This is a genomic window from Streptomyces sp. NPDC059248 (genome assembly GCF_042753905.1).
GTDB lineage: Bacteria > Actinomycetota > Actinomycetes > Streptomycetales > Streptomycetaceae > Streptomyces.
The window spans coordinates 4,300-15,898 of the sequence record NZ_JBHYZV010000123.1 but is presented as its reverse complement, the minus strand read 5'-3'; the positions used below and the strand labels follow the sequence as shown (position 1 = coordinate 15,898).

12 protein-coding genes are annotated in these 11,599 nt (G+C 72.4%); 2 read left to right on the top strand and 10 right to left on the bottom strand.

Translation table 11 applies throughout. The features are described 5' to 3' along the window. Positions 1-165 precede the first annotated feature (165 nt). The 10 genes from tatC to ACFXG1_RS31510 form a co-directional block, all read right to left on the bottom strand. Entirely contained in the window at positions 166-1,134 is a 969-nt protein-coding gene (gene tatC, locus ACFXG1_RS31555) for a twin-arginine translocase subunit TatC (protein WP_384722681.1), read from the bottom strand. A gap of 62 nt (positions 1,135-1,196) precedes the next feature. Next, positions 1,197-1,490, bottom strand: coding sequence for a Sec-independent protein translocase subunit TatA (gene tatA / locus ACFXG1_RS31550; RefSeq protein ID WP_384722678.1), 294 nt, complete (start codon positions 1,488-1,490; stop codon positions 1,197-1,199). A gap of 293 nt (positions 1,491-1,783) precedes the next feature. Then, entirely contained in the window at positions 1,784-1,981 is a 198-nt protein-coding gene (locus ACFXG1_RS31545) for a hypothetical protein (protein WP_384722675.1), read from the bottom strand. A gap of 9 nt (positions 1,982-1,990) precedes the next feature. Beyond that, positions 1,991-2,290: a hypothetical protein gene (locus ACFXG1_RS31540; protein WP_384722672.1), complete on the bottom strand. Its 300-nt coding sequence runs from the start codon at positions 2,288-2,290 to the stop codon at positions 1,991-1,993. Positions 2,291-2,505: 215 nt separating this feature from the next. Continuing rightward, the gene (locus ACFXG1_RS31535) at positions 2,506-3,474 is read right to left on the bottom strand and encodes a helix-turn-helix transcriptional regulator (RefSeq protein ID WP_384745614.1); all 969 of its coding nucleotides are present in this window, start codon (positions 3,472-3,474) and stop codon (positions 2,506-2,508) included. A gap of 2 nt (positions 3,475-3,476) precedes the next feature. Then, positions 3,477-4,475: a helix-turn-helix transcriptional regulator gene (locus tag ACFXG1_RS31530; RefSeq protein ID WP_384724045.1), complete on the bottom strand. Its 999-nt coding sequence runs from the start codon at positions 4,473-4,475 to the stop codon at positions 3,477-3,479. A 259-nt stretch (positions 4,476-4,734) separates the two neighbouring features. Further along, positions 4,735-5,106 (bottom strand): FKBP-type peptidyl-prolyl cis-trans isomerase, encoded by a 372-nt coding sequence (locus ACFXG1_RS31525; RefSeq protein ID WP_384721450.1) that lies wholly within the window; start codon positions 5,104-5,106, stop codon positions 4,735-4,737. A gap of 44 nt (positions 5,107-5,150) precedes the next feature. Then, positions 5,151-6,113, bottom strand: a complete 963-nt coding sequence (locus ACFXG1_RS31520; RefSeq protein ID WP_384721453.1) for an FKBP-type peptidyl-prolyl cis-trans isomerase — start codon at positions 6,111-6,113, stop codon at positions 5,151-5,153. Between the two features lie 170 nt (positions 6,114-6,283). After that, on the bottom strand, positions 6,284-7,645 hold the full coding sequence (gene pafA / locus ACFXG1_RS31515; RefSeq protein ID WP_358827417.1) for a Pup--protein ligase: 1,362 nt from the start codon (positions 7,643-7,645) through the stop codon (positions 6,284-6,286). A 9-nt stretch (positions 7,646-7,654) separates the two neighbouring features. Beyond that, positions 7,655-9,007: an MFS transporter gene (locus ACFXG1_RS31510; protein WP_384745611.1), complete on the bottom strand. Its 1,353-nt coding sequence runs from the start codon at positions 9,005-9,007 to the stop codon at positions 7,655-7,657. A gap of 167 nt (positions 9,008-9,174) precedes the next feature. Between ACFXG1_RS31510 and ACFXG1_RS31505 the strand changes: the two genes are divergently transcribed. Both ACFXG1_RS31505 and ACFXG1_RS31500 read left to right on the top strand, forming a co-directional pair. After that, a complete protein-coding gene (locus ACFXG1_RS31505) occupies positions 9,175-10,227 on the top strand; it encodes a LacI family DNA-binding transcriptional regulator (RefSeq protein WP_384745609.1) in 1,053 nt (350 codons plus the stop codon). Positions 10,228-10,342: 115 nt separating this feature from the next. Beyond that, positions 10,343-11,443: a hypothetical protein gene (locus ACFXG1_RS31500; RefSeq protein ID WP_384745607.1), complete on the top strand. Its 1,101-nt coding sequence runs from the start codon at positions 10,343-10,345 to the stop codon at positions 11,441-11,443. Positions 11,444-11,599: the final 156 nt, after the last annotated feature.

Below are 11,599 nucleotides of genomic sequence, written 5' to 3'. Positions count from 1 at the left end.
TCACCGGGGTGACGAACCGCGACGCACACACCGCCGGGTGCACCCCGCCCGGCGCCGCGGGGCCCGGAGGCCCCCGGATACGGCGATGGGGCCGGACGGCCGATGCCCGTCCGGCCCCTTCGGCCGTGTCCTCCGCGGTTCCCGCCGGGGTCGGCGGGGGCCGCGTCAGGTGATGTCGTCGAAGCCGTTGACCCGGTGGGCACGGCCGCCGTCGCCCTCCCGGTTCGCCTGCTCCGGCAGCCGGTTCCCGGCGCCGACGGCCTCCACCTCGCCGATCTCGGCGGGGGTGAGATCCAGCTCCGCCGCCTCGTCGTCGGCCGGACCCCGCAGCTCCTTCAGCCGTCGCCGCCGGTCGTTGATGAGTGAGAAGCCGGTGGCGAGGAAGTAGAGCACCACGATGGGGCCCGCCAGCACCATCATCGTGAGGGGCTCGGTGCTGGGCGTGGCCACCGCCGAGAAGATCGTGATGCCCATGATCATCCCGCGCCACCAGCCGAGCATCCGCCGGCCGGTGATGGCACCGCCGATGTTCAGCATCATCAGCAGCAGCGGAAGTTCGAAGGCGAGCCCGAAGACGACCACCATCCGGGTCACCAGATCGAGCAGATCGTCCAGCGGCAGCAGGTTGTCCACGCCCATGGGCGTGAACTCGATCAGCACCTTCGCCGTGGTCGGCAGGACCGCGTAGGCGAAGTAGCCGCCCATGAAGAAGAGCGGGGAGCCCACCCCGACGAAGGCGAGGGCGTACTTCTTCTCACTGCGGTGCAGTCCGGGCGCCACGAAGGCCCAGAGCTGGTACAGCCAGACCGGTGAGGCCAGGACGACGCCCGCCATCAGCGACACCTTGAGCGCCAGGGTGAAGGGCGTCAGCAGGCCGTTGATGGTGATCTGGGCGCAGGTCGTGCCCTCGGGCTTCTTCTGGAGCTCCGAGAAGGCGACGTCGCAGCCCACCGAGTCCAGCACCGGCTTGGTGAAGAAGTTGATGATGTCGTTGTAGAAGAAGGCGGCCACGACCGTGACGACCACGATGGCCAGGACGCCCTTCGCGAGCCGGTTCCTCAGCTCGCGCAGATGCTCCACGAGAGGCATCCGCCCCTCGGGGTCCTTCTCCTTCTTGCGGGCAGGCTTGAGCAACCCACGTCCTCATCTCGTGCGGCAGGCCCGTCGCGGCAGACGGGCCTGTGGGCGGCCCGGTGTCAGCGCTGTGCGGAGTCCGTCGGCTCGGCCACGGGACGCGCGCCCGTGACATCGCCGGGCGCGGCCTTGATCGTCCGCGGGGCGGGCTGCTCCTGGGCGGGGCCGGGCTGCGGGGGCGCCGCGGCCGCGGAGTCCTGGCTCTCGGCCTTCATGGCCTTGGCCTCACTCTTCAGGATCCGGGCCGACTTACCCAGGGAACGGGCCATGTCCGGAAGCTTCTTCGCACCGAACAGGAGGATGATCACGACGAGGACCAGAATGATCTCGGCAGGGCCGATCCGTCCACCGAACATAAGCGTGTACCTTCTCACCGAGGCGGCTGGGGTGTAGCTGGGGCACCGGCGGCCGGACAGACGTCCGACCATGATGCTGTGAGCGATCGTAACCCCAAGCAGTGAACACAGGGCAATGCCCGTGCATCCGCCAAATGACCGGAACCCCGGTGTCACCTGGGCTGTTACTGCTCAAACGCCCTCGGTAGCGGGCGCGTACACACGGCTGGAACCCGACCAACGAAGATCGTCCGCAATCCGTCCGCCGTCACCGGCGGTGCCGGGGGCGCATCGGGCCGCCCGGAGCGGGGCGGTCAGTGCGTCCGGCCGGCGTCGCGCGCCGCCCGTCCGGCCACCCGTTCGAGGTCGTCGGCGGCCCCGCCGATCCGCTCGGCCGCCCGCGCCACCTCCAGGCCGAGACGCCGGGTCTCGACGAAGACCCTGATACCGAGGACGCCGAGGACGGCGACCCCCAGAAAACCGAGGACGATGGCGAGCGCGGGCCAGAACATGGGCGGTACCTAGAGGTTGGAGGTGGTGGGGGCCGCGGGGGCGGCCACGGCCTGGAGGCGGAGGGTGCTGACCCCGCCGCCGGTGAGGAGTTCGACGATCCGCTCCCCCGCCGGACGGCGCACCGCGGCGCCGCACTCGGGACAGGTGAAGGAGTAGAAGGTGGTACGGCGGCTGCCGCCGATGGCGAGCCGCAGCGCCTGGGCGGTCAGCTCACAACGGGTCCGGCAGTCGGGGCACAGGGCCCTGAAGAGCAGGGGGCCGCGTCCCGGAGTCGCGACCGCAGCCGTGATATCGGACAGGAGTGACATGTGACACGAATCCCCTCAACCGTGAGCGGTGCTTCCCGCCCGAATGATCCCGTGCGCGGCGGCCCCGTGTCCGCGGCGGCCGGAAATCCGCACAACCTCCGCCACATCGAGGCATCGTTTCCGGACAATTCCCGGAGGCCGCGCGCACCGGCCGGGTCCGGCCGCCCGGTATCGCGCCCGGGCGGCACGACCGGATGCCGTACGCCGGGCCTGCCTCAGGCCGTCTCGTACGCCGCAAGCGCCTCGCGGGCCGCCCGGCGCGCGCTCTCCGCCAGATCGCCCGGCTCCGAGATCCGCCCGTCGGCGCCGAGCCGCAGCGCGAGCCGCCGCAGCGACGCCGGGGACGAGGTCCGCAGGGTGATCCGCAGACCGCCGTCGGGCTGCTCCTCCGCCCGGTCGTGCGGGTAGTACTCGGCCACCCACCGTCCGCCGGGTCCCACCTCGACGACCACCTCGGGATCGTCCGCGGACGGCTGGACGAGCCCCATCGACAGCGACAGATCCGACAGATCCCTCAGCTCGATCTCGGGCGGGGCGGCCGGGGCGTCGAGCAGCCGGATCTCGGCGACCCGGTCGAGCCGGAACGTCCGCCGCGCCTCGGAGAGCCGGCACCACGCCTCCATGTAGGTGTGGCCGACGGCGAACAGCCGGATCGGGTCCACCTCGCGCTCGGTCAGCTCGTCGCGCGCCGGGGAGTAGTAGCGCAGCCACAGCCGTCGCTTCTCGGTGATCGCCCGGTCGACGGCGGCGAAGACCCCGCCCTCGGACTCGAAGGTCACCGAGAGCCGGGACGATGCCCCGGCCGCCTCGCCGGCGGCCGTCTCCAGCTTGGCGGTGGCCCGCAGCAGCGCCTCGCGGTCGCTCTCCCGCAGCCCCGGCAGCATGGCCACCGCGCGGGCGGCCACCAGCAGCGCCGTCGCCTCGTCCGCCGCCAGCCGCAGCGGCTCGGCGACGTCGTCCGGGTTGTGCCACCAGATCCGGTCGCCGTCGGTGTCGATGTCCAGCAGGTCCCCGCCGCGGAAGCTCGTTCCGCACATCGGCAGCAGATCGAGGTCGGAGATCAGCTCGTCCTCGGTGATCCCGAAGGCACGGGCGACGTCCTCGACGCGCGCGCCGGGTCGTTCCCGCAGATAGGTGACCAGGGAGAGCATCCGCCTGGTCTGGTCGATGGCGTTGGCGGCCACGGTCAGATCCCCTTCCCTCGGCTGCCCCCGGCGACGGCGCGCAGCCGGTCCATCACATCGGCCCGCAGATCGGCCGGTTCCACCACGACGACGTCGGGACCGAACTCCACGAGCCAGGCGTCGAGGCCGTGCCCGTACGGGATCTCCAGCTCCTCCCAGCCGTCCGCCACCGGGCGTACGGAGGCGGCCCTGGCCCGCAGGGGGTAGCCGGAGCCGGAGCGCAGCCGGATTCGCGCGGTCCTGGTGGCGGTCTCCCCCGCCCAGCTCTCGACGGTCTCCCGGACGGTGGAGACATCGGGCACGGGCGCGGTGAAGGCCCCGGCCCTGGAGCGGACCCTGCCGGTGATCCGGGAGAGCCGGAAGACCCGTTCGGCACCGCGGTCCCGGTCCCAGCCCGCCAGATACCAGTGGCCGCGCCAGCACTCCAGGGTCCATGGCTCGACCTGCCGCTGCTCGGGGCGGGCGGCGCTGGCCTTGCGGTAGTCGAAGACGACGGGGCGGCGGTCGCGGCAGGCGAGCATCAGCGGCTCGAACGCGGCCTCGTGGACGGGGATCCGCGGCTCCAGGGCCCCGGCCCGGTCCTCGTACGCGTCCTCGGCCTCGGGCATCCCGGCGGCGCGCAGCTTCTGGAGCGCCCCGCTGGCCGCTCCGGCGAGCCGGGCCTGCTGCCAGACCCGGGCGGCGACGCCGAGGGCCGCGGCCTCCTCGGCGTCGAAGGTGATGGGCGGCAGCCGGTTGCTGTCGCGGCGGGCGAGATAGCCGACCTCTCCGTCGAGGTTCTCCACGGTCTCGATGACGAGGCCCAGCTCGCGCAGATCGTCCTTGTCGCGTTCGAACATGCGGTTGAAGGACTCGTCGGATCCGGCGGTGGCGTCGGTGGGCCGGAACGCCTCGACATACGCCTCGACGGACTCGCGCAGTTCGCGCTTGCTCAGCGGGCGGCGCGTCCCCAGCAGGCACAGCGCCAGACTCATCAGCCGCTCGGCCTTGGCAATCGCCATCGACGCCCCGCACCTCGTTCTGGTCTTCAGATCGTTCCGGTCGAACCAGCGTTTCCGCCCGATGACCGTACCGTCCCGGGGCGCCAAGGTGAAAGCCGGGCCGACGGGGCTGTGGACAACGGCCGGGAGCCGTACCGGAACCGGCCGTTCGGGGGTCGGCGATCGCGGTGTCCCGGCCCGCCCGGGACGGGGCCGGACGGGCCGAGGGCCCGCGCCCCCGGTGGGGGTGCGGGCCCTCGGTCGCCTCGTCGGCGGCGGCTCAGACGCCGAGCAGGTCCACGACGAAGATCAGCGTCTCGCCGGGCTTGATCCGGCCGCCCGCGCCCCGGTCGCCGTAGGCGAGGTGGGCGGGGATGGTGAGCTGGCGGCGACCGCCGACCTTCATCCCCTGGACGCCCTGGTCCCAGCCGGCGATGACCTGACCGGCGCCCAGCTCGAACCGGAACGCCTGGTTACGGTTCCACGAGGCGTCGAACTCCTCACCGCTGGAGAAGGACACACCGACGTAGTGGACGGTGACGAAGTTCCCGGCCTGGGCCTCGGCGCCGTCGCCTTCCCAGATCTCCTTGATCTCCAGGTCCTTCGGCGGCTCGCCGCCGGGGAAGTCGATCTCGGGCTTCTCGATGCTCACGGTCTACTTGCTCCTCGAATGATGAACGGGCAACCGGAACAGTCTTACACCTTCGCCAGCACGTCCATCGCGAAGACCAGGGTGGAGTTCTTCGGGATACCCTGCTGCTCCTGGTCGCCGAAGGCCTGGTCGGGCGGGAGGACCAGCAGGACGCGGCTGCCGACCTTCTTGCCGACCAGCCCGTCCTTGAGGCCCTTGACCCCGAGGTTGCCCAGGCTCAGGGTCTCGGTCGTCTCCATCGCGTACGTACCGCCGAACTTCTTGCCGCCGTCCCACAGGAACGCGTCGTACTTCACGACGACGTTGTCCTTGTCCGTGACGGCGGGGCCGGTGCCCTCGATCACATACTCGGAGACCAGCTTCTTGGGCGCGGCGGCCGACTTCGGGAAGGTCACCGAGGGGGCCTTGCCGTCGGTGTTCACCCCCACCTTGGGCAGGGCGGCGTCGGTCTGCGGGACCGTCGCCCCCTTCGCGGCGACCGGGACGCTGGTGCCCTTGACGATGTCCATCACGAAGACCAGGGTGGCGTTGGCCTTGATGTCGCCGCGCGCGGTCTCGCCGTACGCCAGGTTCGGCGGGATGGAGACCTCGAGCCGGCTGCCGACCTTCTGGCCGTCGAGCGCCTTCTGCCAGCCCTCGATGACACCGCCGCCGCCGATGGTGACCGGGAACGGCTGGCCCTTGCCGAAGCTGGTGTCGAACGGCTGGGTCTCGTCCCACTCCTGGCCGTAGTAGTTGACCTGCGCCTGGTCGCCCTTCTTCAGAGCAGGTCCCTTGCCCGCGCTGACGACCTCGATCTTCAGCTCCTTGGGCGGGGCGCCCTCACCCTTGGCGAGGGTGGGCTTCTTGCCGAAGGCCGCGCCGTCGGTGATGGCGGGCAGACCGCCCTTGGACGAGATGGAGTCGGAGCCCTTGTCTTCGTCGCTGCCGCACGCCGCTGTCGACAGCAGAAGCGCGGGTACGACAAGGAGGCCGGTGAGGGCCCGGAGGGCGGCAGGTCGACGCACGTGTTCCTCAGATCTCAGATGTCATGGGTGAAGGGTCCCCGACACTCTAGGGCGTGCGTCGGGCCCCGCACGAAGAACGTACGGGGCCCGACCCGCGTTCCACCTTTTGGTGGGACACCTGGATGTGACCCGGCTCTCGCCCGGACCCGCCGGACGGCCCGGGGCCGTGCTCACATGCCGGCGATCAGCTTCTCCACCCGGTCGTCCACCGACCGGAACGGGTCCTTGCAGAGCACGGTGCGCTGCGCCTGGTCGTTCAGCTTGAGGTGCACCCAGTCCACGGTGAAGTCCCGGCGCTGTTCCTGGGCGCGCCGGATGAAGTCGCCGCGCAGCCGGGCCCTGGTGGTCTGCGGGGGTACCGACTTGCCCTCGAAGATCTTCAGGTCGTTGCAGATCCGGGCCGCCCTGCCCTTCCGCTCCAGCAGGTAGTAGAGCCCCCGGCGGCGGTGGATGTCGTGGTACGCGAGGTCTATCTGGGCGACCCTCGGGTGCGACATGGTCATCTGGTGCTTGGCCCGGTACTGCTCGATGAGCTGGTACTTCATGACCCAGTCGATCTCGGTGGAGATCCGGTCGAGGTCCTGCGCGTCGATCGCGTCGAGCGTACGGCCCCACAGTTCGAGCACCTGCTCGACGGTGCCGGTGCGGATGCCGCGCCGGTCCACGAAGTCGACGGCCTTCTCGTAGTACTCCCGCTGCACCTCCAGCGCCGACGCCTCCCGGCCGCTGGCCAGCCGGACCTTGCGCTGTCCCGTGATGTCGTGGCTGACCTCGCGGATCGCCCGGATCGGGTTCTCCAGCGTCAGATCGCGCATCACGGTGCCCGCCTCGATCATGCGCAGCACCAGATCGGTCGCGCCGACCTTGAGCAGCATGGTCGTCTCGGACATGTTCGAGTCGCCGACGATGACATGGAGCCTGCGGTAGCGCTCGGCGTCCGCGTGCGGCTCGTCACGGGTGTTGATGATCGGACGCGAGCGGGTGGTGGCCGAGCTGACGCCCTCCCAGATGTGCTCGGCGCGCTGGCTGACGCAGTAGACCGCGCCGCGCGGGGTCTGCAGTACCTTGCCCGCGCCGCACAGCAGCTGACGGGTGACCAGGAACGGGATCAGGATGTCGGCGAGCCGGGAGAACTCCCCGTGCCGGGCGACGAGATAGTTCTCGTGGCAGCCGTAGGAGTTTCCCGCGGAATCGGTGTTGTTCTTGAAGAGATAGACGTCGCCCGCGATCCCCTCCTCGTGCAGGCGGCGTTCCGCGTCGACGAGGAGACCTTCCAGAATGCGCTCGCCCGCTTTGTCGTGGGTGACCAGTTCGGTCACGTTGTCGCATTCCGGTGTCGCGTATTCCGGATGCGATCCCACGTCGAGGTAGAGGCGGGCGCCGTTCCGCAGGAAGACATTGCTGCTGCGGCCCCATGACACGACACGGCGGAAGAGGTAGCGCGCCACTTCGTCAGGTGACAGTCGGCGCTGTCCCCTGAACGTGCACGTGACGCCGTACTCGTTCTCCAGCCCGAAAATGCGGCGGTCCATGTCTGAACATTACGCCTCACGCCCGGAACTGAAACCGGGTTCGGCCGCACCGTTGCGATCATTTTCCCCGGGGCACGGGCCGGTGACGGCGCCCGGGAGCGTCCCGGCGGCGTCCGGGACGCCCGGCGCCGGAGACATCGCGGGGACCGGGGTCACGGGCGCCGCGAGCACGCCCCGGGTCGCCGTCAGGACGAGCAGCGCGGCCACCCCGCCCGCGCCCGCCACCGAAAAGCCCCACGCGACGCCCGCGTTCTCGACCACGGGGCCGGTGACGGCGGTCCCGCCCGCCGCGCCCACCCCGAAGGTGGTCACCAGCCAGGAGAACGCCTCGGTCACGGTGCCCGCCGGGGCGTGCCGGTCCACGACGACGAAGGAGCAGGCGAGGGCGGGGGCGAGGAAGAGGCCGGAGAGCGCGGCGAGTCCCAGCATCGGCAGCGGTCCCGGTGTGAGCGCCAGCGGCAGATAGCCGAGCGCGAGCAGCGCGACGATCGCCCGGAGCCGGGTCTCGGGGTCGCCGGCCCAGCGCCGGCCGCCGTAGACCACGCCGCCGACGAGGGCGCCGAAGCTCAGGGCGGCCAGCAGCCAGCCGTAGATCTCGTCCCGGCCCTGGTCCTCGGCGTAGGCGACCCCGGCGACGGTGATGGTGCCGAGGGCGAGTCCGACGAAGAAGAAGGCCCCGAAGAGCGCCAGCAGTCCCGGGGAGCGCAGGGCGCCCAGCCAGTGGGCCTCGCGGGGTGCGGAGCGCCAGGCGCGGGAGGGCTCGCTGGCGACGACCACCAGGGCGCCCAGGATGCCCAGGACATTGATCACGACCAGGGCGGCGGCCTCGGAGCGGACCGCGACGAGCAGGGTGACCAGCAGCGGCCCCACGGTGAACATGACCTCCTGGGCCACCGCGTCCAGCGCGTACGCCCGGTGCACCTGGCTCTCCCGCTTCAGCACGCTCGGCCAGAGCGCCCGCAGCCCGCCCTCCAGCGGCGGGGTGAAGAGCCCGGCCACGGCGACGGCGGCGAAGGCCACCGGGAGCACGTCGATCCCGGCCACCGCCAGCAGGACCATCCCGAGCGCGGAGACCACGGCGGCGGGCAGTTGGACCCGTGGCTGTCCGTGCAGGTCGACGGCCCGGCCCAGCAAGGGCTGGCCGATCGCCGTGGTGATGCCGTAGACCGCGGCGAGCGCGCCCGCGAGGCTGTAACCGCCGCCCTCGCCGCGGGTGAACAGCACGATGGCGACCGGTCCTGTCACATGGGGCAGCCGCCCCACCAAGGTGCCCGTGAGCAGGCGCGCCGCGTACGGCGCCCTGAGCACCTCGCCGTACCCGGCATGCGCCGTCTTCTCCACGGTTGTGCCCCCCGCGCCCATGGCATCCGTCCCCTTCCGCCGACCCCGGCGAAGTGATACGTATAACGAATGGCGTTATACGTATCACGGCAGGGGTCTCCGCAGCCACCACGCATGCCCCGGAACCGGCGCCGCGGGCAGGCGGCACTATGTTGAGGGCGATCTTCCGCGCCCCGAGAAAGGCATCCATGGCAGACGGCCCGGCCGACCGCGCCGCCGCGCTCCCGGATACCACCGCGACCCGGCCCACCAGCAGGGACGTCGCCCGTGCCGTGGGAGTGTCGCAGGCGACGGTCTCCCTGGTCCTCGGCGACAAATGGCGCGGCCGGGTCTCCGAGCGCACCGCCGGCGCGGTGCGCGACGCGGCGCGGGATCTCGGCTACCGCCCCAATCTCGCGGCCCGCAATCTGCGGCTGGGGCGTACCCGGACCGCGCTCCTCGTCGTCCCCGCGCTCACCAACGAGTTCTTCGCCCGGGTCTACACCGGTGCCGCGTCCGTCGCCGCCGAGCACGGCTTCGGCGTGGTCGTCTATCCCGCGCCCGATACGGGCGGGCGGGCCAGGGACCCCTTCGCCTCGGCCCGTACGGCGCTCGACGGGGTGATCGCCTCCTCGATGGCCACCCAGGCACTGGGCTCGCTGCACTCCTCGGGGCTGCCGCTGGTGATGCTCGACAGCGATCCCGCCGACGGCACGGCCGCCGCCCATGTCAATATCGACATCGCCGACGGGATGCGCCGGGTCGCCGGGCATCTGCTGGGCCTGGGGCACCGCCGGTTCCTCCATATGGCGTCGTCGGTGCGCTCGTGGACCTTCGACGTCCGCGCCGGGGCCCTCGCCGAGACACTGGCCGCCGCCCCCGGGACCTCGGTCAGGACCGTAAGGACGGCCCTGGCCGTGGATCCGGCCCGGGCGGCGACCGAGGCGGCGCTCGAAGGGCCCGGCCCGCTGCCGACCGCGATCGTCTGCGACGGCGACATGATCGCCGCCGGTGCCTGCAAGGCCGTACGGCGCCGGGGGCTGCGGGTCCCCGACCACATATCGGTGACCGGCTTCGACGATCTGACGCTGGCCACGGCCCTGGAACCCGAGCTGACCACGGTGGCGCTGCCCGCCGAACGGGTCGGCGAGCGCGGGATGTCCGCCCTGATCACCGCCCTCGCCGGCGGTCGGCCCCCGGCCGGCGACCTGCCCGTACGGCTGGTCCCGCGCGGCTCCACCGCCCCGCCGCCGGCGCGGTGACGGCCGGGCCGGACCGCGGGGATCCGTACGATCGTGTCTCGACTCCGTGTCCGCCGGGTTGCGGAGGCCCTCGGACCCTTGAGGGCCGCGCGGGCGCCGTGCCACGATCGCGATCATGAGGAGCCCGGCGGAGACATCCATCGACGCCGTCCCGGCCGGGACGGTGGTCACGGCGCCGGGTCCGGTCCTCGACGCGCCGGGCGAGCGGCTCTCCGTACGGCGCGAGGACCGGCTGGAGGTCTACGACCGCGCGGCCTTCCTCGACGGCGGCGGCCCGCTGCGCTCCGTGGACATCCCGGCCGGGTCCCCCGCGGCACCGCTGGACGACGGGGCCGTGCTCGCCGAACCGGACCGGGTACGGGCCGTCGCCGGGGACGGCACCACCCGGTGGGAACTGCCGCATCCGCCGTGGCGGGGCGGGTCCGGGCAGCCGAGGGCACCGGGCGCCCCCGCGGTCAGTCCGGACGGCGCGCTGATCGGCGTGGTCGTGCCCGCCCTCGCCGGGGAACCGGGCGACCGGGTGCTCTTCCGGGACGAACGGACCCGGCTCGGCTACGGCCGGGACGTACTGCTGCTGGTGGAGGCGGCGAACGGCCGGGTCAGGGCCCGCCGCCCGGTGAACAGCTGTGCCTCCGTGGTCACCCAGCGCTGGCATCCCGGCGGTGGGCTTCTTGCGCTCTCCTGCTGGACCGCCTGGTACTCCTGGTCGACCTGGTGGGTGCTGCCGCGCCACGACGGCCTCCATCTGCGCGGCGGCGCCCGGATGCGGGAGGTCGTCGGCTTCGTCCCCGGCTCCTCCCGGGCCCTTTCCCTGCGCCGCTCGGAGCGGCTCGCCCCCGGCGACGACCGGGACGAACTGGCCGCCCACGCCGTCGGCACCGACGAGCCCGTCACCCTCTACGACCTGGCGGGGCTGGCCGGCCGGGAGGCGGGCACCGATCCCGCGGAGGCGTCCCGGGGGCACCGGGAGAGCGACACGGTCTTCGAGGACGCCCATCTGCTGGACGCCCGGCACGTCCTGGTCACGGCCCGGCAGCGGCGGCCGGGCCGACGGCCCGCGCCCCGGCACTGGCTCTGCGATACGGCCACGCTGCGTCCGCTGGGCCGGATGCGCTATCCGGAACCCCCCGGCCCGGTCACTCCGCTCGGCGACGGCACCTGGCTGACCGAGGGCTCCCGCGGCTTCCACCGCTGGTCCCTGCCGGACGCCGGCTGACCCCCGCCCGGAAACGGTCGCCGTTCGGGGTGTGGCCCCCGCCCCGGGCCGGGGGCCCAACCCCGGCCCAGGTCTGCGAAACCGCCGAGCCCCCGGAGCCCGAGCCCGAGTCCCGCGCGCCCTCCCCGGCCCGAGCAGCGGCGGTGGCGGACGACC

What these genes read in the sequence shown, in the direction of transcription:
- tatA (WP_384722678.1), bottom strand. Translation starts at nt 1,490, where the DNA reads ATGTTCGGTGGACGGATCGGCCCTGCCGAGATCATTCTGGTCCTCGTC.
- ACFXG1_RS31545 (WP_384722675.1), bottom strand. Translation starts at nt 1,981, where the DNA reads ATGTTCTGGCCCGCGCTCGCCATCGTCCTCGGTTTTCTGGGGGTCGCC.
- ACFXG1_RS31540 (WP_384722672.1), bottom strand. Translation starts at nt 2,290, where the DNA reads ATGTCACTCCTGTCCGATATCACGGCTGCGGTCGCGACTCCGGGACGC.
- ACFXG1_RS31530 (WP_384724045.1), bottom strand. Translation starts at nt 4,475, where the DNA reads ATGGCGATTGCCAAGGCCGAGCGGCTGATGAGTCTGGCGCTGTGCCTG.
- pafA (WP_358827417.1), bottom strand. Translation starts at nt 7,645, where the DNA reads ATGGACCGCCGCATTTTCGGGCTGGAGAACGAGTACGGCGTCACGTGC.
- ACFXG1_RS31510 (WP_384745611.1), bottom strand. Translation starts at nt 9,007, where the DNA reads ATGGGCGCGGGGGGCACAACCGTGGAGAAGACGGCGCATGCCGGGTAC.
- ACFXG1_RS31505 (WP_384745609.1), top strand. Translation starts at nt 9,175, where the DNA reads ATGGCAGACGGCCCGGCCGACCGCGCCGCCGCGCTCCCGGATACCACC.
- ACFXG1_RS31500 (WP_384745607.1), top strand. Translation starts at nt 10,343, where the DNA reads ATGAGGAGCCCGGCGGAGACATCCATCGACGCCGTCCCGGCCGGGACG.